This is a genomic window from Bacillus sp. AFS002410 (assembly GCF_002556365.1).
Classification (GTDB): domain Bacteria; phylum Bacillota; class Bacilli; order Bacillales; family Bacillaceae_G; genus Gottfriedia.
Genome location: NZ_NUEU01000002.1, coordinates 143,677 through 167,285, shown reverse-complemented (window position 1 = coordinate 167,285; position 23,609 = coordinate 143,677). Strand labels below are relative to the sequence as shown.

The following is a 23,609-nucleotide window of genomic DNA, read 5'->3' as shown; positions in this document are numbered from 1 at the left end:
GAAAAAAAATATAAAATAATATTACGTAATTTTTATTTAAACAGCGTAGAAGGAGTTATCAATGAACGAACAATTTATTAATGTAATCGGAGCAGGTTTAGCAGGAAGTGAGGCTGCTTATCAAATTGCAAAAAGAGGAATAAAAGTACACTTATACGAAATGAGACCAGTAAGACAAACTCCTGCACATCATACTGATAAGTTTGCTGAGTTAGTTTGTAGTAATTCACTAAGAGCAAATACATTAACAAACGCTGTAGGTGTTTTGAAAGAGGAAATGAGAAGACTTGATTCAGTTATTATTCGATCTGCTGATGAATGTGCTGTTCCTGCAGGTGGTGCTCTTGCTGTAGACCGTCACGAATTTGCAAGTCGTGTTACGGAATATGTAAAAAATCATCCTAATGTAACCGTGCATAACGAAGAAATGACAAAAATACCTGAAGGACCAACTGTTATCGCAACAGGACCTTTAACTTCACCAGAACTTTCACAGCAATTAAAAGAATTGACTGGAGAAGATTATTTTTATTTCTATGATGCAGCTGCTCCAATTGTAGAAAAGGAAAGTATTGATTTAAATAAAGTATATTTAAAATCGAGATACGATAAAGGCGAAGCGGCTTATTTAAACTGTCCAATGAATGAAGAAGAATTCGATCGCTTTTATGAAGCATTAACAACTTCAGAAACAGTACCTTTAAAAGAGTTTGAAAAGGAAATATTCTTTGAAGGATGTATGCCAGTTGAAGTAATGGCTAAACGTGGAAAACAGACGTTACTGTTTGGTCCAATGAAACCAGTAGGGTTAGAAGACCCAAAAACAGGAAAGATACCACACGCAGTCGTACAGCTACGTCAAGATGACAGTGCTGGAACTTTATATAATATTGTTGGGTTCCAAACACATTTAAAATGGGGTCCTCAAAAAGAGGTACTACAGTTAATTCCTGGTCTTGAAAATGCTGAAATTGTACGTTATGGAGTAATGCATCGAAATACGTTTATTAATTCACCTAAACTATTAGAACCAACTTATAAATTTAAAGGACGTAATGATTTATTTTTCGCTGGCCAAATGACTGGAGTAGAAGGTTATGTAGAATCTGCAGCATCTGGTTTAGTAGCTGGAATTAACGCAGCTAGACATGTAATGGAAAAAGAATTAGTAGTATTCCCAGCAGAAACTGCAATCGGAAGTATGGCAAATTATATTACGACTACTAGCGAGAAACATTTCCAGCCAATGAATGCAAATTTCGGACTATTCCCAAGACTTGAAATGAAAATTAAGCGAAAACAAGAACGCTACGAAGCTTATGCAAATAGAGCATTAGAATCAATTATGAATTTTGTAGAATGTTAAGAAAATAAATTGCAAATAGCTACTTAATATGTTAGTATGTAGTGGCTTGTGAGGAGAAAATACCTTGAATATTAAAATATTGTGTCAATTGTTCATTCAGTATTTACAATTAGAGAAAAACTCTTCACAATACACATTAAATAGTTATAAAAAAATTGTTGAACAATTTCTAGTTTTTATGGAACAACAATCCATTATTTCATTTTCTTCAGTTACTTATTCTGATGTTCGTCTCTATTTAACAACTTTGCATGACAAACAGCTATCAAGACGTACAGTCTCAAAACATATTTCTTGTTTAAGAAGTTTCTATCGTTTTCTTATGAGAGAAAATGAGGCAAAAGAGAATCCTTTTGTGCTAGCGTCACTTCCTAAAAAAGAAACTATGATACCAAGATTTTTATACAAGGAAGAACTTGAAAAACTATTTAAGGTTAGCGATCTAGATACGGAACTTGGACAAAGAAATCAAGCCATTTTAGAATTGCTATATGCTACAGGTATGCGAGTAAGTGAATGCTGTAGTTTGAAATTAAAAGACATAGATTTTCAAATTGGGACTATTTTGGTAACGGGCAAAGGGAATAAGCAGCGGTATATTCCCTTTGGTAGTTATGCAGAAAAAGCTCTTCATACATATATAGAAGATGGCCGAAATAGACTGATAGTAGCTAACAAGCAAATAAATGATGATCTTTTTTTGAATCACCGTGGTACAAGGCTTACAGCAAGGGGCGTCCGTGGTATTTTAGAAAAAATGATCAATGATACTTCGTTGACTAATAAAATCTATCCACATATGTTAAGGCATACCTTTGCTACGCATATGCTTGATAACGGTGCTGATATTCGTAGTGTTCAAGAATTACTTGGACATGAGAACTTATCATCTACTCAAATCTATACACATGTAACGAAGGAAAGATTACAAAAAGTATACAATTTACATCATCCTAGAGCATAGACGAGCTCAATTTTAGAAATTAATCGACATTTCTAAGGAGGATTCAAATGTCCAATTTTCATGCTACAACGATTTTCGCAATTAGCCACAATGGAAAAAGTGCCATGGCAGGTGATGGTCAAGTAACTTTTGGAAATGCAGTAGTAATGAAGCATACTGCAAGAAAGGTTAGAAAGCTTTTTAATGGAAAAGTTTTAGCTGGATTTGCAGGGTCAGTTGCAGATGCATTTACTTTATTCGAACTTTTTGAGGGCAAGTTAGTTGAATATAATGGTAATATTCAACGAGCTGCTGTTGAATTAGCAAAAAAATGGAGAACAGATCGAGTATTACATAAACTTGAAGCCTTACTGATTGTAATGGATCATAATTCATTATTATTAATTTCTGGTACTGGTGAAGTAATTGAACCTGATGATGGAATTCTTGCAATTGGTTCTGGAGGGAATTACGCCCTTGCAGCAGGCCGTGCATTAAAGGAAAACGCAGGTGACAATCTTTCAGCAAAACAAATTGCTTATGCAAGTTTAAAGACTGCTAGTGATATTTGTGTTTATACGAACGGAAATATAATATTAGAAGAATTAGAATAGGAGAGTGTATTATGAGTACTTCTTTCACGCCTCGTCAAATTGTTGAAAAACTAGATCAATATATTGTTGGACAGCAACAAGCGAAAAAAGCAGTAGCAATTGCACTCAGAAATCGATATCGTAGAAGTTTACTTGAAGAGTCATTCCGAGAAGAGATTTCACCAAAAAATATATTAATGATTGGCCCAACTGGTGTAGGTAAAACTGAAATTGCTAGAAGGATGGCAAAATTAGTTGGAGCTCCTTTCATTAAAGTTGAAGCTACTAAATTTACTGAGGTTGGTTATGTTGGTAGAGATGTTGAATCAATGATTCGTGATTTAACCCAAACTGCCATTCGAATAGTAAAAGAAGAGCGTATGAATAAGGTGAAAGAACAAGCTGAAAAAAATGCTAATACTAGATTAGTAAAACTTCTTGTACCGAGTATGAAAAAACAAGCTTCATTTAAAAACCCACTTGAGATGCTTTTTAATCAAGATGCACAAAACTCGAATGCTGAGCAAGAAGAGAATGATACAGAATTAACGTCTAAAAGAAGAAATATAGAATTTCAACTTTTATCTGGAAAACTAGAAGATGAACTTGTTTCTGTTGAAGTAGAACAACAGCAAGCTCCAATGCTAGATTTCATGCAAGGAACTGGAATGGAACAAATGGGGATGAACTTTCAAGAGTCATTGGGTAGTTTATTTCCAAAGAAAACTAAAAAAAGAAAGCTTTCCGTTAAAGAAGCTCGTAAAATTTTAACAAATGAAGAAGCTCAGAAATTAATTGATATGGATGAAGTAACCCAGGAAGCAGTTTATAGGGCTGAACAATTAGGTATTATTTTCATAGATGAAATTGATAAGATTGCAAGTAAACAAAACTCTACTCAAGATGTTTCTAGAGAAGGAGTACAAAGAGATATCTTACCAATTGTTGAAGGTAGTACAGTTGTAACAAAGTATGGACCAATTAAAACGGATCATATTCTATTTATTGCAGCGGGAGCATTTCATATTTCAAAACCTTCTGATCTAATACCTGAATTACAAGGGCGCTTCCCAATTCGTGTAGAATTAGGAAAGCTATCTGTTGATGACTTTGTTCGAATTTTAGTTGAACCAGATTTTTCAATTATTAAACAATATAAAGCATTATTGTCTACAGAAGGTATACAAATCGAATTTTCTGACGATGCTATACGTAGAATAGCAGAAATAGCATTTGATGTTAATCAGACTACTGACAATATTGGTGCGAGAAGATTGCATACGATTATGGAAAGACTTCTTGAGGATTTATCGTTTGAAGCTTCTGAGATTCAAATGGGAACAATCATGATTACACCACAATACGTAAATGAAAAACTCGCAAATATTGCAAAAGATAAAGACATAAGTCAATTCATTTTATAGGAAACGTACAATTAAATAGGAGGCATTTAGAAAGATGCAATTATTAGAAAAAACAAGAAAGATTAATAAGTTATTACAACAATCTGCAGGAAAACCAGTAAACTTTAAAGAAATGGCTGATACATTAGAAGAAGTAATTGAATCAAACGTATTTATTTTAAGCCGTAAAGGGAAGTTATTAGGTTATGGTCTTCACCAAAAAATCGAAAATGAGCGTATGCAAAAAATGTTCAGTGATCGCCAATTCCCTGAAGAGTACACTCAAACCCTATTTAATATTAATGAAACTTCTTCAAATATAGATATTAACAGTGAATACACTGCTTTCCCAGTTGAAAATAAAGATTTATTTTCTGGTGGTTTAACAACGATTGTTCCAATTATCGGTGGTGGTGAGCGTTTAGGTACTCTAGTACTAGCGCGAATTAATCAAGATTTTGAAAATGACGATTTAATCTTAGCTGAATATGGCGCAACAGTAGTAGGTATGGAAATTCTACGTGAAAAAGCTGAAGAAATTGAAGAAGAAGCAAGAAGTAAAGCTGTTGTACAAATGGCTATTTCATCTCTTTCTTATAGCGAATTAGAAGCAATTGAGCATATTTTTGAAGAATTAAATGGTTATGAAGGTTTATTAGTAGCAAGTAAAATTGCTGACCGTGTTGGAATTACAAGATCTGTGATCGTAAACGCACTACGTAAATTAGAAAGTGCTGGTGTTATCGAATCTAGATCACTAGGAATGAAAGGTACTTATATTAAAGTACTAAATGATAAATTCTTATTAGAATTAGAAAAATTAAAATCTAACTAATTAATAATAAATAAAAACCTTTTCTCTTATGGAACATTAGAGGAAAGGTTTTTTATTTTTTACTCAACTATTGTTAGATGAAAACTTTGAACGCGAATCTAGGAAATACGATCGCATTCTCTAATTCATTAAAATTGGAAGCTACATAAGTTCTTCAAAATCATTTTTTATATTGTGTAAAAAATTAAATACAAAACTGTGACGGTTTATTTTATTATGAAAAAACATTGGCACGATTGTAACGTTATAATGAAAGAATATTTAGCCTTTTGAACGTATACAATTTTTAGAAAAAGCCATTCTAGAATTTAAATTTAATCAAAATATAAAAAAGAGAAAAATCAATTTAGATTAAAAAAGTTCTTTATTAAGTATTTTATTATTTTTATGTGCTTAAAATAGAAATCTAAAATTTAATAATTATTTTAAAAAAATTAACACGTATCATTCATTTTAATGAAATGTTTTAAAAAAATTAGAAAAATTTTCACATTATCTTAAAGATTATGAGGATAAATTTGGTGGATTTAATATTATAATTTTTTTAAGGTAGTAGAAAAGTGAAACATTAAGTGTAGTTCGTAATGTACTTACGCGAAAACATAATCGCTTTTTAAAAGAAGTAGTGTGCATTTAAAATACTGTTTGAGCTTGAAGGTTTAGTTGATTCTTATTAAAGAAAGCCGAAAATTTTTTAATAGATTCATATTCATTACCTAAATTATTTAGTTATTGATATAACCATATAATTTTTTCGCTTTATTAAGGTTTAATTAGCATAACATTTTAAGTGATGGAACAAATGAAACAAGACATCAGTATATTGTTGCAATGCATTTATAATACATAAAAAAATCTCTTTAAAATTAATTATAAATTTAGAGAGGACTACAAAAAAGGCGTGTGAGAACACAACGATTCAATTCTATTAATGCATTGATGGCCTAATTAATTATCGTAAGTAAACTCAACTATGAAGAGTTGAATTGGAATCAAGTTATCAACATAATATGGTAATTCGCTGAGGTGAAAGACGTGTTGCAAGTTCAAAAAAATGTTTCACAAAGTTATTGGAAAACGTGGATAGAGGATCGCGATGTAAATGCAGGAGATGCGTTAATTCGCATTTATATGCCATTAGTTCATTTTCAAGTTAATCGTATAGCTCATAGATTACCTTCAAATGTCAGTAGAGATGATTTAAGAAGTTTTGCAATGATGGGCTTATATGACGCATTAGAGAAGTTCGATCCAAATAGGGATTTAAAGTTTGAAACCTATGCTTCAATTAGAATAAGTGGAAATATAATGGATGGTCTTCGTAAAGAAGATTGGCTACCTAGAACTACGAGAGATAAAGCTAAGAAAATTGATTATGCGATTGAAAAGCTAGAACCAACGCTTCAGCGTAAAGTCACCCCAGAAGAAATTGCACAATATACTGGATTTTCCTCAAAAGAAGTTGTAAATGTCATTAATGATGTATTTTTTTCAAATATGTTATCATTTGATGACCAAATAAAAGATGATGGAGATGGACAAGTAAATTTTATCCAGACGATTAGAAATAACGAAACATTAACACCAGAAGAGGAATTACTGAAGGACGAACAAATTAAACAGTTAGCCGAGACAATTGTTGCTGAATTAAATGAGAAAGAACAAATAGTTATTAGCTTGTTTTATCATGAAGAATTAACATTTACCGAAATAGGGTCAATTATTAGCTTGTCTACATCTAGAGTTTCTCAAATCCATGCAAAAGCAATTTTTAAACTTAGGGATTTTTTTAGTAATAACTAGTATTATTCAATTTAATTTCATATGGATTAAATTTTTTCTTAATAAGTAGTTGGCATTATTATATTGTTATTTAATTATTTTGCTTTAATGAAAGAATGTAATCTTTACTATTTTGCGAGAAGCAGACAAAGTTTCTTGCTTTTTCTTTGAAGAAAAAAATATAGAAGATAAATTTTGAATAAATTAACAAAAAATTCCTATACTGATAATATTGCTTTTAGAATCAAATAAATATGTCATTCATTGGGTTGGTTGCACTATTTTGATTGATCGTTATTTTATTCAATCAAAAAATAATTCAAGTGACAAAGAAAAATTTATTTTAATAGAAGCAATTAAATAATTTGTAGAAAATCTTGGGCTTTTCTATACTTGAAATTAGTCAAGAAACGTCAAATTTTAATCAACTCAAAAATAAGAGAGTAGAAACTTCGACAATAATTTCTCGTTTTCTCTTGATAAATAATTCTTCATATGATATAGTAGTCCATGGTGTTAATACACACGCTTGCCGATTTTCTTATTGGTGCTACCCAGTATGGGAGTGATAGGAGAAGATGACGCGAGCGGAGGAAAAAGAACCATTAGGAGGAAATATAATGTCAGTAATTTCTATGAAGCAATTATTAGAAGCTGGTGTTCACTTCGGTCACCAAACTCGCCGTTGGAACCCAAAAATGAAACGTTACATCTTCACTGAGCGTAACGGTATCTACATCATCGACCTACAAAAAACAGTTAAAAAGGTTGAAGAATGTTACAACGTAATGAAAGGTATCGCTGCTGAAGGTGGAAACATCCTTTTCGTTGGTACTAAAAAACAAGCTCAAGAAGCTATTAAAGACGAAGCAATTCGTTCTGGAATGTACTTCATCAACCAACGTTGGTTAGGTGGAACATTAACAAACTTCCAAACAATCCAAAAACGTGTTAAACGTTTAAAAGATATCGAAAGAATGCAAGAAGATGGCACTTTTGAAGTGTTACCTAAGAAAGAAGTTATTCAACTTAAAAAAGAATTAGAACGTCTTGAAAAATTCCTAGGCGGAATCAAAGACATGAAGCAACTTCCTGATGCATTATTCGTTGTTGATCCTCGTAAAGAGCGTATCGCTGTTGCTGAAGCTCGTAAGTTAAACATTCCTATCATCGGTATTGTTGACACTAACTGTGATCCAGATGAAATCGATCACGTTATCCCAGCAAACGACGATGCTATTAGAGCTGTAAAACTTCTTACATCAAAAATGGCAGATGCGATTCTTGAAGCGAAACAAGGCGAAGAAACAACTGCTTAATGAGAAATTGAAAGGTGATAAGAGGGTTTAGCCTTTTATCACCTTTTTTTAAGGTTAAAATAATCAAAAAATGTTTACCTTATAAAACGATTAAATAAAATAAGCTTACATATAGGAGATGAATACTATGGCAATCACTGCACAAATGGTAAAAGAATTACGTGAAAAAACTGGCGCTGGTATGATGGATTGTAAAAAAGCATTAACTGAAACTGAAGGTAACATGGAAAAAGCAATCGACTACCTTCGTGAAAAAGGGATCGCAAAAGCTGCTAAAAAAGGTGACCGTATCGCTGCTGAAGGTTTAACTTTCGTTGAAGTTTCTGGAAACGATGCAGTACTAATCGAAGTAAACTCTGAAACTGATTTCGTTGCTAAAAACGAAGGTTTCAAAGAATTAGGTTCTATTTTAGCTAAACACATTGTTGCTAACAAACCTGCAACAGTTGAAGAAGCTTTAACTCAAACAATGGAAAACGGTGAAACTGTTGAAACTTTCATCAACCATTCAATCGCTAAAATCGGAGAGAAAATCTCTTTACGTCGTTTTGAACTAGTTTCTAAAACAGATGCTGACGCATTTGGTGCATACTTACACAGTGGTGGACGTATCGGTGTTCTTTCAGTTGTAGAAGGAACTACTAAAGAAGACGTTGCTAAAGACGTTTCTATGCATATCGCTGCAATCAACCCTAAATATATCTCTCGTGATGCTGTTTCTCAAGAAGAAGTTGAGCATGAGCGTGGAATTTTAACTCAACAAGCATTAAACGAAGGTAAACCAGAAAACATCGTTGCTAAAATGGTAGAAGGACGTATTGGTAAATACTTCGAAGAAATCTGCTTATTAGATCAATCTTTCGTTAAAAACCCAGACGTTAAAGTAGGTCAATTCGTTAAAGCTGCTAACGGAACTGTTACATCTTTCGTTCGTTATGAAGTTGGAGAAGGCTTAGAAAAACGTGAAGATAACTTTGCTGAAGAAGTAATGAATCAAGTTAAAGGTAACTAATTTAGTTACTATGAATGAAAATAGGGGACACTATGTGTTCCCTATTTTTTAAAGAACGTAAATACATAGAGGTACTTAAATGGAGGGTATTATGAGTAAAGCAAAGTATAATCGCGTAGTATTAAAGCTTAGTGGAGAAGCATTAGCTGGTGGACAAGGATTTGGAATTAATCCATCAGTTATTAAATCAATTGCTGAGCAAGTTAAAGAAATCGCAGAACTAGATGTTGAAGTTGCAGTTGTTGTTGGTGCTGGTAATATTTGGCGCGGTAAAACAGGTAGCGAAATGGGCATGGACCGTGCTACTGCAGACTACATGGGTATGTTAGGTACAGTAATGAACTCGTTAGCACTTCAAGATAGTCTTGAAACACTTGGTGTACAATCTCGTGTACAATCATCAATTGAAATGCGTCAAGTTGCAGAGCCATATATCCGTCGTAAAGCAATTCGTCATTTAGAGAAAAAACGTGTTGTCATTTTTGCTGCTGGTACAGGAAATCCTTATTTCTCAACTGATACTACTGCTGCATTACGTGCTGCTGAAATCGAAGCAGATGTTATTTTAATGGCAAAAAATAATGTTGATGGAGTGTACACAGCTGACCCATCAATCGATAAAACTGCTGTAAAATACGAAACACTAACATACTTAGACGTATTAAAAGAAGGTTTAGGTGTAATGGATTCAACAGCATCTTCATTATGTATGGACAATGACATTCCACTAATTGTATTCTCAATTATGGAAGAAGGTAATATTAAACGTGCCGTTCTTGGCGAAAATATTGGAACAATCGTAAGGGGGAAATAAAAATGTCTAATCAAATCATCTCTTTAGCAAAAGAAAAAATGACTAAAGCTGTTTCAGCTTACACAAGAGAATTAGCGACTGTTCGTGCTGGTCGTGCAAATCCAGCTATTTTAGATAGAGTTTTAGTTGAATACTATGGTGCTCCAACACCACTTAACCAAATGGCAAATATTTCAGTGCCAGAGGCAAGATTATTATTAATTACTCCTTATGATAAAACTGTAATTAACGATATGGATAAAGCAATTCAAAAAGCTGACTTAGGTTTAAATCCTTCAAATGACGGGAATGTAATCAGAATAACATTCCCACCATTAACTGAAGAGCGTCGCCGCGATTTAGTTAAAAGTGTAAAGAAATTAGCAGAAGATGCTAAAGTTGCAGTTCGTAACATTCGCCGTGATGCAAATGATGATTTAAAGAAAGCAGAAAAAAATGGCGATATTACTGAAGATGAATTACGTGGTCTTGTAGAAGACATTCAAAAACAGACAGATTCACATATCGAAAAAATCGATGGAATCTCAAAAGATAAAGAAAAAGAGATAATGGAAGTTTAATACTGCATTGCAAGGTATATCTTACTAGCGCTTAGAAAAATAATGAATTTTTCATTTTATGGTATTACATAATTTCATTATTGCATTATAATTAAATAAACTAAGCGCTTTGAGTAAAAAGACCCTCTGTTTAAGGGGGTTTTTTTACTCAATGCTTTAATTAGATATACTTAAACGGAGGATTAAAGATGTTTAAATTAATTTCTTTTTTTAAAAGAAATAAGGTAGAGAAAAATGTACCTCCAAGTTCGCAATTAAATGGGGTCGATGGAGTAATTCCTGAGCATGTTGCTATAATAATGGATGGTAATGGTAGATGGGCACAAAAGAGAAGTTTACCAAGAGTAAAGGGTCACTACGAAGGAATGAAAGTAGTTCGAAAAATCGCAAGAACTGCAAGTAATTTAGGAATTAAGACTTTAACTCTATATGCTTTTTCAACTGAAAACTGGAAAAGACCAAAAACTGAAGTAGAATTCTTAATGAAGTTGCCACAAGAATTTCTAGGTACATTTTTACCTGAATTAATCGAGGAAAATGTACAAGTAAGACTGACTGGAAATAAAGAGCAATTACCAAGCTATACAACCGAAGCAATATTAAAGGCCGTTGAGGAAACAAAGAATAATACAGGCATGGTATTAAACTTTGCCCTAAATTATGGATCTAGAGATGAAATAATAAATGCAGTTAAAAAGATTTCTTCAGATGTATCGGATAATAAAATAAATAAAGAAGAAATTAATGATGAATTGTTTAATTCGTATTTAATGACGAGTGATTTTAAAGATCCAGATTTGTTAATTAGAACTAGTGGGGAATTAAGAATTAGTAATTTTATGCTTTGGCAAATTGCTTATTCTGAACTATATTTTACTGATGTATTATGGCCAGATTTCACTGAAGAATCTTTAATTGAAGCAGTGAAAGAATATCAAAATCGTGCAAGAAGATATGGTGGTATTTAAGAAAGCGGTGAACGAATTTGAAACAGCGTATTATAACAGGAGTTATAGCTGGAGCATTATTTTTAGGATTAGTAATATTTGGTAAATGGCCGTTTGGGATACTTGTATTTGCTTTAGGCACAATCGGCTATTTTGAATTAATAAAAATGAAAAAGTTTAATTTATCTAGTGCACAAACGGTACTAGGATTAATTTTAACATTGGTTTCTATCATACCTAATGAACTGTCAAATAAGGTATTTCCAGATCAAATTGGTAAAACTGAAATTTCTATTGTATTAATCCTCTTACTTTTATCATATACGGTAATTACAAAGAATACATTTACTTTTGAAGATGCTTCTTTCATAGTATTAAGTAGTTTATATGTAGGCTTTGGTTTTCACTATATGTACGAAATGAGAAATATGGGGATTGCTTACTTTTTCTTCCCATTATTCGTTATATGGGCAACTGATTCGGGTGCATATTTTATTGGTAAAGCAATGGGTAAAACAAAACTTTGGCCAGATATTAGTCCAAATAAAACGATTGAAGGTTCAATAGGTGGAATTATTTGTGCCATAGTTGTTGCAGTAATTTTATCGATTATGTTAACTTTAAATCATAATATACTATATTTAGTACTAATAGCCGTTTTAGTATCTATTTTTGGTCAATTAGGTGATCTTGTTCAATCTGCATATAAAAGACATTACGGTGTAAAGGACTCAGGAAACCTGTTACCTGGTCATGGTGGAATTTTAGACAGATTTGATAGTATCATTTTCACATTGCCAATCGTCTATTTATTATTTACGTTATAGTATTAGTTTTTGTATTTAAGGAGACATATGAGAATGAAGAAAATCAGCTTACTCGGAGCAACTGGTTCAATCGGTATTCAAACACTTGATATAATTAGAAATCAATCGAATGATTTTGAATTAGTCGCATGTTCTGCCGGTAGAAATATTGACGAATTATATAAGATAATTTTAGAATTTAATCCAAAACTAGTTTCAGTTGCAAGTAAAGAAGAAGCAAGAAGACTAGCGGGGCTAGATATCCCTTCTAAGACGAAAATTTTATATGGCGAAGAAGGTCTAATCGAAGTTGCAGTCCACGAAGACAGTACAATTCTAGTAAATGCAGTCGTTGGAAGTGTTGGCTTAGTGCCTACAATGAAAGCAATCCAAAGTGGTAAAACAATCGCTCTAGCGAATAAAGAGACTTTAGTAACGGCTGGTCATATTGTAATGGCAGAAGCAGCAAAATATGGTGTTTCAATCTTACCAGTTGATAGTGAGCATTCGGCGATCTTCCAATGTTTAAATGGTGAAAACCCAAATGAAATACATAAATTAATCATCACAGCTTCCGGTGGAAGTTTTAGAGACAAGACAAGAGATCAATTAAAAGATGTTACTATTGAAGATGCCCTAAATCATCCAAATTGGTCAATGGGTGCTAAAATTACGATTGACTCAGCTACAATGATGAATAAAGGTTTAGAAGTCATTGAAGCGCATTGGTTATTTAATATGCCATATGAACAAATTGATGTAGTATTACATAGAGAAAGTGTTATTCACTCTATGATTGAATTTAAAGACGGTAGTGTAATGGCACAATTAGGAACACCTGATATGAGAGTCCCTATCGCATATGCACTAAACTATCCTGAAAGAAAACCAGTAGCAAATCACAAACCATTAGATTTAATTAAATTTGGGACACTTCATTTTGAAAAAATGGATTTTAACAGGTTTAAATGTTTGGATTTTGCTTATCATGCTGGAAAAATAGGTGGTAGTTTACCAACAGTGTTAAATGCGGCAAATGAAGAAGCAGTAGCTGCTTTTCTTCAAGGGAAAATATCATTCTTACAAATTGAGAATTTTATAGAAAATGCTCTTGAAAAACACAATGTAATAAGTAATCCTTCATTGGAAGAAATTCGTAGCATTGATGATCAAACAAGACAATTCGTTTCATCACTAATAAAGTAAGGGTGGTAATTACATGAATACAGTAATCGCGTTTATCGTAATTTTTGGCGCACTTGTATTTTTTCATGAACTAGGTCATCTATATTTTGCAAAACGTGCTGGTATATTATGTAGAGAATTTGCAATTGGATTTGGTCCAAAGGTTTTCTCGTTTTTTCGAAATGAAACTACATATACAATAAGATTATTACCACTTGGTGGCTATGTTCGATATGCTGGAGAAGATCCGGAAATGGTACAAGTTAAGCCTGGCTCACATATCGGATTACAATTTAATGCAAATAATGAAGTAACAAAGATTGTTGTTGATCAATTTGATCGTTTCCAAGACCTTCGTTTTGTTGAAGTAGATTCGATTGATTTAGAGCATAAGCTTGAAATTATTGGAATAGAAGAAGGTTCTGAAGAAGTTTCTAAATTCAATGTAAATGAAAAAGCGTTCGTTTATAGTGAAGGACAAGGTCATCAAATTGCACCGTATAACAGACAATTTAATAGTAAATCTGTTGGTAAAAGAGCGATTGCAATTTTTGCTGGTCCGATGATGAACTTTATTTTAGCTTTAGTCATTTTCATCTTACTAGGTTTACTTCAAGGAACACCTGTTAACGATGCAAAAATCGGTAAGCTACTTCCAAAAGGTGCAGCGCAAACGGCTGGTCTAAAAGAAGGAGATGCAGTTTTATCAATTGATAATCATTCAGTTTCGAAATGGGCAGAAGTAGTTAAGGTTGTAAGAGAAAGCCCGGGAAAAGAATTATTATTTAAAGTTAAACGCGATAACAAAACGATTTCGCTTCCAGTTACGCCAAAATCAGAAGAAATTGATCATAAAGTAAATGGCTTAATTGGTGTATATGCGCCAGTTGAGAAAAATGTTTTTTCTTCGATTAAATACGGAATAACTGAAACGTATGGTTGGACAAAAGAAATAGTTTTAGCAGTTGGCCATTTAGTTACTGGTCAATTCTCTATTAATAATCTTTCTGGTCCTGTTGGTATTTATCAAGTGACAGATCAAGCTGCACATTCAGGTATATTCTATTTAATGAAATGGGCAGCATTCTTAAGTATCAACCTTGGTATTATGAATTTATTACCACTACCAGCTCTTGATGGTGGTAGACTGACATTTTTTGCTATTGAAGCATTAAGAGGAAGACCGATTGATCGCCAAAAAGAAGGTGTTGTTCACTTTATCGGTTTTGCGTTATTAATGTTATTAATGATTATCGTAACTTGGAACGATATTAAAAGATTATTCTTATAAGAAGCTCTGTTTAATTTAAACGTGTAATGAGAATCCGCGTCTTACTTGCTAAAAAAACGGACTTAGTGAGCCCGTTTTTTTAGTGGGAGCGGATTCTTATCATTATTAGTAAAAAAAGAATTTGAGAATAAAAGAAAAAATATGAGGTGAATCCTTTTGAAACAAAGTATCGTATATAGTCCAACCCTTCGCGAAGTACCATCAGATGCAGATATTAAAAGCCATCAGTTATTATTAAGAGCAGGCTTTATTAGACAGAATGCATCTGGTATATATAGTTTTTTACCACTTGGGAATAAAGTTCTTCAAAAAGTAGCGAATATCGTTCGAGAAGAAATGAACAATGCGGGTGCGATGGAAATGTTAATGCCATCAATGCAAGCACAAGAATTATGGGAAGAATCAGGTCGTTGGGAAAATTTCGGTCCAGAATTAATGCGATTAAGAGATCGTCATGGTAGAGGATTTGCTCTAGGTGCAACTCATGAAGAAGTTGTTACTTCAATTATTCGCGATGAATTAAAATCGTATAAAAAGTTACCGATTACACTTTATCAAGTTCAATCTAAATTCCGAGATGAAAAACGTCCTCGATTTGGATTACTACGTGGTCGTGAGTTCTTAATGAAAGATGCTTATTCATTCCATGCGACTCAAGAGAGTTTAGATGAAGTGTATGATCGACTATTTACTGCTTATAGTAATGTATTTACTCGCTGTGGTCTGAATTTCAGAGCGGTTGTAGCAGATTCAGGTGCAATGGGTGGTAAAGATACACATGAGTTTATGGTGTTATCTGACATCGGTGAAGATACGATTGCGTTTTCGAATGAATCTAACTATGCAGCAAATATTGAAATGGCTCCAATTATTACAAATTATGAACCATCAGACGAGCCGCTAGAAGAAGTTCAAAAAGTAGAAACGCCAAATCAAAAAACAATCGATGAAGTTATTGAATTCTTAAATTTACCGATTGAAAAAAGTATTAAATCAATTATTTTTAAAGCAGACGAAAATTTTGTTTTAGTTCTTGCTCGTGGTGATCACGAAATCAACGATATTAAATTGAAAAATTATTTAGGTGCACATTCGGTAGAGCTTGCTTCTAAAGAAGAAGTAAAAGAGCTAATGAACTGTGAAATCGGATCATTAGGTCCTATCGGCGTGAAATCTGATTTATTAGTTTTAGCTGATCAAGCAATTAAAGGAATTGTAAATGGTTGCTGTGGAGCAAATGAAGAAGGTTACCACTACATTAATGTTACTGTATATCGCGACTATAATGTTAAAGACTTTGTAGATTTAAGATTTATTCAAGAAGGTGACCTATCACCAGACGGTAATGGTACAATCTCATTTGCTAAAGGAATCGAAGTAGGACATGTATTCAAGCTTGGTACAAAATACTCTGAATCGATGAATGCAACATTCCTTGATGAAAATGGTAAATCAAATCCAATTATTATGGGATGCTACGGAATCGGTGTATCTCGTACATTAGCTGCAATTGTAGAGCAATATAATGATGAAAAAGGTATTGTATGGCCTAAAAATCTAGCACCATTCGATGTACATGTTATTACTGTAAATACAAAGAATGAAGAGCAAGTTACTCTAGCGGATGATATCTATAAAACATTAAAAGAAATTGGACAAGATGTATTACTAGATGATCGAAATGAACGTGTAGGCGTTAAGTTCGCAGATGCAGATCTTTTCGGTATTCCTGTACGTGTAGTAGTTGGTAAGAAAGCTGCAGAAGGAATTGTAGAATTAAAAACTAGAGATGGACAAGTTAGTAAAGAAGTAGAAATTTCTAACCTTGTGAATGAAATAAATATGTTAAAATAAAATAAAAGTGGGTCGACCTCTTAAAGGCTGACGAGCACACAAATAATGAAAGTACCTCTTTTTTGAGAGGTACTTTCAATTTTTAGTCAAAATCTAGACTTTTATAATTTCAAAAATGTATTGCATTTTTCATTGCAATTTTTTAAAAGGTTGGTGAAAGAATGGGACAAACTCGAGAGGAACGTTTTCAGCTATTATTAGATCAACTTCAATTTCCTCAAGAAATGCGAGAACTGTATTTTAAAAACGGAGAAATCGTAAATCTTGAAGTTAATAAAACTGAAAAAAAATGGCAGTTTACTTTTAAAATAGAAAATGTTTTACCTTTTGCAACGTTTCAAGTTTTTGTTACAAGTTTATTAAGGACGTTTAAACATATAGCAGATGTTTCAGTAGTTATTAAAACAGATAACTTAACTATTGAAGAACAAAAAGTAATCGATTATTGGTCATTTATGATTCAATCAGTTGAATCAAAATCTCCAATTTTACAACATATAGAAGGAGCAATACCTTCAGTTGAAAATAATAAAGTAACGATTAATTTAAATAGTCTAATTGAAGAAAATACATTTACAAGTAGATATGTACCTCAGCTTCAAGACTTATACCAAAAAGTAGGTTTTCCAAAATTGTTTTTTGAAAATACGATCCTTGAAAATGTAGAAGAAAAAGCCGAGTTTCTTGAGAAAAAGGCTGAGGAAGATCGCAAAAGAGCGATGGAAGTACTTGTTGAATTAGATAAGAGAGAGGCAGAAGAGGCTGAGGGAGATGAACCACAAGGTCCTCTAGTAGTCGGTTATTATATTAAGGAAACAGAAATTAATACAATCTCATCAATCATTGAAGAAGAAAAACGTGTTGTAGTCCAAGGTTATGTATTTGATTCAGAAGTACGTGAACTTAAAAGTGGCAGGGTCTTAATTACGTTTAAAATGACAGATTACACTAGCTCAATACTAGTGAAAATGTTCTCTAGAGACAAAGAAGATATCCCGATGTTAAATAGAATCAAAAAGGGTATGTGGTTAAAAGTTAGAGGATCAGTACAAAATGATACATTTGTACGTGATTTAGTGATGATGGCAAATGATATTAATGAGATTACTCCTGAAGAACGGAAGGATAAGGCCCCAGAAGGTGAGCGCAGAATCGAGTTACATGCACACACTCATATGAGCCAAATGGATTCAGTAGTTTCAGCAGGAGACTTAGTTAAGCAAGCAAGTAAGTTTGGACATGAGGCGATTGCGATCACGGATCATGCAGTTGTACAGTCCTTCCCAGAAGCATTTGGAACAGGTAAAAAACTTGGTGTGAAAATATTATATGGTGTTGAAATAAATCTAGTAAATGATGGTGTTCCAACAGCATATAATCCATCTCATGTCTCATTAGAGGAAGCAACCTATGTTGTATTTGACGTAGAGACAACTGGACTATCAGCGGTTTACGATACGATTATCGAATTAGCTGCTGTTAAGATTCATAAAGGTGAAATTATTGACCGATTTGAACGATTCGCAAATCCACATCACCCTTTAAGCGCAACTACAATCGAATTAACCGGAATTACAGACGAAATGGTTAAAGATGCTCCAAATGTAGACGTTATTCTTCGGGAATTTAAAGAGTGGATGGGTGACGATATACTTGTCGCACATAATGCATCATTTGACATGGGCTTTATTCAAATGGGCTTTAAAAAGTTTGATATTGGTATTACGAATAACGGTGTAATTGATACGCTTGAGTTAGCTAGAAACTTGTATCCAGATTTTAAAAACTTCCGCTTAAATACACTATGTAAAAAATTCGATATTAACTTAACACAACATCATAGAGCGATTTATGATGCTGAAGCAACTGGTTTCTTGCTTCTAAAGATGCTTAAAGATGCAGCAGAGCAGGATATGAATTATCATGACGAGCTAAATAATAATATGGGGAAAGGCGATGCGTATAAAAGAGCAAGACCATCACATGCGACTTTACTTGCAACGAATGAGATAGGTCTAAAAAACTTGTTTAAAATTGTTTCATATTCCCATCTTCATTATCATCATCGAGTTGCAAGGGTACCTAGATCATTATTAGTAAAACATCGTGAAGGAATACTAGTTGGATCTGCTTGTGATAAAGGTGAAGTTTTTGAGGCAAGTGTTCAAAAATCTCCTGAAGAAGCAGAAAAGCTAATGGAGTTTTATGATTATATCGAAGTATTGCCACCAGAAACATTATTACATTTAATAGAATTAGAAATTGTTCGAAATGAACAACATTTAAGAGAAGTAATCTCAAAGCTAGTGAAAATGGCCGAAAAAGTAGAAAAAATTGTTGTTGGTACTGGTAACGTACATCATTTACAAAAAGAAGACCAGATTTATCGCAAAATCTTAGTTGGTTCTCAAGGCGGAGCAAATCCATTAAATCGACATCGCTTACCAGATGTTCATTTTAGAACAACTGACGAAATGCTAGCCTCTTTCGCATTTTTAGGAGAAGAAAAAGCAAAAGAGATTGTCGTTACAAATACTCAAAAAATTTCTAGTTTAATTGAAGATATTAAACCAATTAAAGATGACTTATATACTCCAAAAATTGAAGGCGCAGAAGATGAAGTTCGTGATATGAGCTATCAAATGGCAAGGTCGATTTATGGGGAACAATTACCTGAAATTGTAGAAGCGCGTCTTGAAAAAGAATTGAAAAGTATCATTGGTCATGGATTCGCCGTAATTTACTTGATTTCACATAAACTTGTTAAAAAATCATTAGATGATGGCTACTTAGTAGGTTCAAGGGGATCTGTAGGATCATCACTAGTTGCAACGATGACAGAAATAACGGAAGTAAATCCACTACCACCACATTATGTCTGTCCAAATTGTAAACTCTCAGAGTTCTTCAATGATGGATCTGTAGGATCGGGATTTGATTTACCTAATAAAGATTGTCCAGAATGTGGAACAGCATTTAAAAAAGATGGACATGATATTCCTTTCGAAACCTTCCTTGGATTTAAAGGGGATAAGGTTCCTGATATCGATTTGAATTTCAGCGGTGAATATCAACCAACTGCTCACAACTACACAAAAGTACTATTTGGTGAGGACTACGTGTATCGTGCTGGTACAATTGGTACCGTAGCAGATAAGACAGCTTACGGTTATGTAAGAGGCTATGCAAATGATCATAATCTGACTTTACGAGGGGCTGAATACGATCGCTTAGCGATGGGATGTACGGGTGTTAAAAGAACAACTGGTCAACATCCAGGGGGGATTATCGTTGTACCAGATTATATGGACATTTATGATTTTTCTCCAATTCAGTTCCCAGCAGATGATGTAAAGTCTGAATGGAAAACGACTCATTTTGATTTCCACTCAATCCATGATAATTTATTAAAACTTGATATTCTTGGACACGATGATCCAACCGTTATCCGTATGCTTCAAGACTTAAGTGGAATTGATCCAAAAACAATTCCTACTGATGATCCTGAAGTAATGAAAATATTTGCGGGACCTGAGCCATTAGGTGTTTCAGAAGAACAGATTGGCTGTAAAACAGGTACTTATGGAATTCCTGAATTTGGAACAAAATTCGTTCGTCAAATGTTAGAAGATACGAAGCCATCTACATTTTCTGAACTAGTTCAAATATCAGGTTTATCACATGGTACCGATGTATGGTTAGGAAATGCGTCTGAGTTAATAAACAGCGGAACATGTTCTCTATCTGAAGTAATTGGTTGTCGTGATGACATTATGGTTTATTTAATTTATCAAGGATTAGATCCATCATTAGCATTTAAAATAATGGAATCTGTTCGTAAAGGTAAAGGTGTACCACCAGAGTGGGAAGAGGAAATGAGAAATAATAAAGTTCCTGCATGGTATATTGATTCTTGTAAAAAAATTAAGTACATGTTCCCGAAAGCGCATGCTGCTGCATACGTTTTGATGGCAGTACGAATTGCTTATTTCAAAGTACATCATCCAATTCTTTATTATGCTGCTTATTTTACAGTACGTGCAGAAGATTTTGATATTGAAGCAATGATCGCAGGTCCAAGTACGATCAAAGTAAAAATTGAAGAAATTGCCATAAAGGGATTAGATGCATCAGTTAAAGAAAGAAGTTTAATGACTGTACTTGAGTTAGCGTTAGAAATGTGTGAAAGAGGCTTTTCATTTGAAAAAATGGATTTATATCGATCAAGTGCCGATGAATTTTTAGTAAATGGTAATAAGTTATTACCTCCATTCAATTCGATACCGGGATTAGGGACGAATGCTGCTAAAAATATTGTATCATCAAGAGAAGACGGTGAATTCCTTTCAAAAGAAGATTTACAACAAAGAAGTAAAATTTCTAAAACAGTATTAGAATATCTAGATAAACAAGGATGTTTACAAAATTTACCAGATCAAAATCAATTATCACTATTCGATGGCTTTTAAAGTTTGCAAAACTTGGGAATTATGGTATAGTAAATACAGATGTGATTTAGCACGGGATTTTTTTTGGAGAGCAGGGGAACCTGCTCTTTCTTATTACCCAATTCATCTTTTACCGATGATTTTTACCTTAATTTTAGGTTACGATTATTGTGTAAATTGGAAATACTAAAGATAATTTCCCTGCTAAATAGCAGGGAATTTTCATCTTGTTATGTTTGGAAGGAGGATACTTCTTGAGTAAGAAGGTCACAGAGGTTGTAACGGAATTAGCGCAACCAATAATTGAACAACTAGGATTAGAATTAGTTGATGTAGAATACGTAAAAGAAGGAAAAGACTGGTTCCTTCGAGTATTTATAGATAGTGAGAATGGAATTGATTTGGAACAATGTGCCGGAGTAAGTGAAAAACTTAGTGAAGTATTAGATGAAAAAGATCCAATTGAAAATCTTTACTTCTTAGATGTTTCATCACCAGGTGCTGAGCGTCCATTAAAAAAAGAACAGGACTTTATCAAAGCGATTGGAAAACAAGTTTTCATCAAAACTTACGAGCCAATCCTTGACGAAAAGAAATTCGAAGGAAAATTAATATCCTATACGTCAGAGGAAGTTCAGTTAGAATTAACGATTAAAACGAGAAAAAAAATGATTACAATTCCAACACCAAAAATTGCAAGTGCAAGACTTGCTGTTACGTTTTTCTAAGTAGGGGGTACTTTTAATGAGTTCGGAGTTATTAACAGCATTAGAAATAATTGAAAGAGAAAAAGGAATTAGCAAAGATGTGGTAATTGAAGCGATTGAAGCGGCTTTAATTTCTGCTTATAAACGTAATTTTAATCAAGCACAAAATGTTCGAGTTGATTTTAACCTACATAATGGTTCAATTCGTGTATTTGCAAGAAAAGAAGTTGTAAGCAATGTGTTTGATACTCGTTTAGAAATTACTGTTGAAGAAGCTCAAACGCATAATCCAAACTTTATGGTTGGAGATGTCATTGAGTTAGAAGTGACTCCAAAAGACTTTGGACGAGTTGCTGCAACTACTGCTAAACAAGTAGTAACACAAAGAGTTCGTGAAGCAGAACGCGGTGTAATTTACTCTGAATACATTGATCGTCAAGAAGATATGATGACAGGTACAGTACAACGTATCGACTCTCGAGCAATCTATGTTAACTTAGGTAAAATAGAAGCAGTGCTTCCTGTAACAGAACAAATTCCAACTGAGAAATACAAAATCCATGACCGCATTAAAGTATTTGTTACAAAAGTTGAAAAAACGTCTAAAGGACCACAAATTTTTGTATCACGTACACACCCTGGATTACTAAAACGTTTATTTGAAACTGAAGTACCTGAAATATATGATGGAGTTGTAGAAATCCGTTCTGTAGCTCGTGAAGCTGGAGACCGCTCTAAAATTTCAGTCTATACATCAAATCCAGATTTAGATCCAGTAGGTGCTTGTGTAGGTCAAAAAGGGCAACGTGTTCAATCAATCGTGAATGAATTAAAAGGTGAAAAGATTGACATCGTACGTTGGTCTTCAGATCCAGTAGAATTTGTAGCAAATGCATTAAGTCCATCACAAGTCATTAGAGTTTTAGTTAATGAAGATGATAAAGCAACTACTGTAGTTGTGCCGGATCACCAATTGTCTCTTGCAATTGGAAAAAGAGGTCAAAATGCAAGATTAGCTGCGCGTTTAACTGGATGGAAAATTGATATTAAATCACAGTCAGATGCAGATAAAATTGGGATTGACTATACATCACCAGCACAAGAAGTAACAGTTTCTAATGATGGTTTTGAAGCTTACGCTGACGACTTTAATGAGGAGTGAGTAAACTCATGAATCGAAAAATCCCATTACGTAAGTGTGTTGTAACACAAGAAATGAAACCAAAAAAAGAATTAATAAGAATTGTGCGTTCTAAAGAAGGAGAAGTGTCAATTGATCCAAGTGGTAAAAAATCGGGTCGTGGCGCGTACTTAACAAAATCTGTTGAAGTTGTGAAACTAGCTCAACAAAAAAATACTTTAGAACAGCAATTAAACGCTAAAATTGATACTAGCTTATATGATGAACTTATTGCTTTTATTGAAAAGGATCCTACATGATAGATAAAGGCTTGTCATTATTAGGACTTGCAGCTAGAGCTCGAAAAGTGGTTTCAGGCGAGGAGTTAGTTGTAAAAGAGGTCCAGCAAAAAAGAGCAAAGCTAGTGATTTTGTCAAAGGATGCTTCCGATTTAACCGCGAAGAAAATAAAAGACAAAACAACTTATTACAATACACCGCTTTGCTATGTTGAAAATCGATATGAATTAGGGCACGCAATTGGGAAAGATGCTCGCGTGGTCGTTGCAATTACTGATCAAGGATTTGCAACAAAACTTCAGACATTATTAAATTAATGGACTAA

Annotated in this window: 20 protein-coding genes; all 20 read left to right on the top strand. The window is 33.4% G+C overall.

All coding sequences use genetic code 11. From position 1 onward, the window contains the following. Positions 1-61: 61 nt before the first annotated feature. The 20 genes from trmFO to CN692_RS02670 all read left to right on the top strand — a co-directional run bounded on the left by trmFO (position 62) and on the right by CN692_RS02670 (position 23,601). A complete protein-coding gene (trmFO, locus tag CN692_RS02765) occupies positions 62-1,366 on the top strand; it encodes an FADH(2)-oxidizing methylenetetrahydrofolate--tRNA-(uracil(54)-C(5))-methyltransferase TrmFO (RefSeq protein WP_098117491.1) in 1,305 nt (434 codons plus the stop codon). 64 nt (positions 1,367-1,430) lie between these two features. Beyond that, entirely contained in the window at positions 1,431-2,330 is a 900-nt protein-coding gene (gene xerC / locus CN692_RS02760; protein ID WP_098117490.1) for a tyrosine recombinase XerC, read from the top strand. 47 nt (positions 2,331-2,377) lie between these two features. Next, positions 2,378-2,923, top strand: coding sequence for an ATP-dependent protease subunit HslV (hslV, locus tag CN692_RS02755; protein WP_098117489.1), 546 nt, complete (start codon positions 2,378-2,380; stop codon positions 2,921-2,923). A gap of 11 nt (positions 2,924-2,934) precedes the next feature. Then, a complete protein-coding gene (hslU, locus tag CN692_RS02750; RefSeq protein WP_098117488.1) occupies positions 2,935-4,326 on the top strand; it encodes an HslU--HslV peptidase ATPase subunit in 1,392 nt (463 codons plus the stop codon). Positions 4,327-4,360: 34 nt separating this feature from the next. Further along, the gene (codY, locus tag CN692_RS02745; protein WP_098117487.1) at positions 4,361-5,140 is read left to right on the top strand and encodes a GTP-sensing pleiotropic transcriptional regulator CodY; all 780 of its coding nucleotides are present in this window, start codon (positions 4,361-4,363) and stop codon (positions 5,138-5,140) included. 1,038 nt (positions 5,141-6,178) lie between these two features. After that, complete coding sequence (locus tag CN692_RS02740; protein WP_098117486.1) at positions 6,179-6,943, top strand: FliA/WhiG family RNA polymerase sigma factor; 765 nt, start codon at positions 6,179-6,181, stop codon at positions 6,941-6,943. A 599-nt stretch (positions 6,944-7,542) separates the two neighbouring features. After that, positions 7,543-8,241 carry a 30S ribosomal protein S2 gene (rpsB, locus tag CN692_RS02735; RefSeq protein WP_056470859.1) on the top strand — a complete coding sequence of 233 codons (699 nt, stop codon included), beginning with the start codon at positions 7,543-7,545 and terminating at the stop codon, positions 8,239-8,241. Positions 8,242-8,368: 127 nt separating this feature from the next. After that, on the top strand, positions 8,369-9,253 hold the full coding sequence (tsf, locus tag CN692_RS02730; protein ID WP_098117485.1) for a translation elongation factor Ts: 885 nt from the start codon (positions 8,369-8,371) through the stop codon (positions 9,251-9,253). A gap of 91 nt (positions 9,254-9,344) precedes the next feature. Continuing rightward, positions 9,345-10,067 (top strand): UMP kinase, encoded by a 723-nt coding sequence (gene pyrH, locus CN692_RS02725; protein WP_098117484.1) that lies wholly within the window; start codon positions 9,345-9,347, stop codon positions 10,065-10,067. A gap of 2 nt (positions 10,068-10,069) precedes the next feature. After that, positions 10,070-10,627: a ribosome recycling factor gene (gene frr, locus CN692_RS02720; RefSeq protein ID WP_098117483.1), complete on the top strand. Its 558-nt coding sequence runs from the start codon at positions 10,070-10,072 to the stop codon at positions 10,625-10,627. 188 nt (positions 10,628-10,815) lie between these two features. Beyond that, the gene (locus CN692_RS02715) at positions 10,816-11,595 is read left to right on the top strand and encodes an isoprenyl transferase (protein WP_098117482.1); all 780 of its coding nucleotides are present in this window, start codon (positions 10,816-10,818) and stop codon (positions 11,593-11,595) included. A gap of 17 nt (positions 11,596-11,612) precedes the next feature. Further along, entirely contained in the window at positions 11,613-12,401 is a 789-nt protein-coding gene (locus CN692_RS02710) for a phosphatidate cytidylyltransferase (RefSeq protein WP_098117481.1), read from the top strand. A gap of 33 nt (positions 12,402-12,434) precedes the next feature. Next, a complete protein-coding gene (gene dxr / locus CN692_RS02705; protein ID WP_098117480.1) occupies positions 12,435-13,586 on the top strand; it encodes a 1-deoxy-D-xylulose-5-phosphate reductoisomerase in 1,152 nt (383 codons plus the stop codon). Positions 13,587-13,599: 13 nt separating this feature from the next. Next, positions 13,600-14,856, top strand: coding sequence for an RIP metalloprotease RseP (gene rseP / locus CN692_RS02700; RefSeq protein WP_098117479.1), 1,257 nt, complete (start codon positions 13,600-13,602; stop codon positions 14,854-14,856). A gap of 156 nt (positions 14,857-15,012) precedes the next feature. Beyond that, a complete protein-coding gene (locus tag CN692_RS02695) occupies positions 15,013-16,710 on the top strand; it encodes a proline--tRNA ligase (RefSeq protein ID WP_098117478.1) in 1,698 nt (565 codons plus the stop codon). Between the two features lie 161 nt (positions 16,711-16,871). After that, positions 16,872-21,179 (top strand): PolC-type DNA polymerase III, encoded by a 4,308-nt coding sequence (locus CN692_RS02690; protein WP_098117477.1) that lies wholly within the window; start codon positions 16,872-16,874, stop codon positions 21,177-21,179. Between the two features lie 233 nt (positions 21,180-21,412). Then, positions 21,413-21,886, top strand: coding sequence for a ribosome maturation factor RimP (gene rimP / locus CN692_RS02685; RefSeq protein WP_098117476.1), 474 nt, complete (start codon positions 21,413-21,415; stop codon positions 21,884-21,886). Between the two features lie 16 nt (positions 21,887-21,902). Then, positions 21,903-23,027 (top strand): transcription termination factor NusA, encoded by a 1,125-nt coding sequence (nusA, locus tag CN692_RS02680; protein ID WP_098117475.1) that lies wholly within the window; start codon positions 21,903-21,905, stop codon positions 23,025-23,027. A gap of 8 nt (positions 23,028-23,035) precedes the next feature. Further along, positions 23,036-23,305, top strand: coding sequence for an RNase P modulator RnpM (gene rnpM, locus CN692_RS02675; protein WP_098117474.1), 270 nt, complete (start codon positions 23,036-23,038; stop codon positions 23,303-23,305). Further along, on the top strand, positions 23,302-23,601 hold the full coding sequence (locus CN692_RS02670; protein ID WP_098117473.1) for a YlxQ family RNA-binding protein: 300 nt from the start codon (positions 23,302-23,304) through the stop codon (positions 23,599-23,601). The genes rnpM and CN692_RS02670 overlap by 4 nt, the downstream gene beginning before the upstream one ends. Positions 23,602-23,609: the final 8 nt, after the last annotated feature.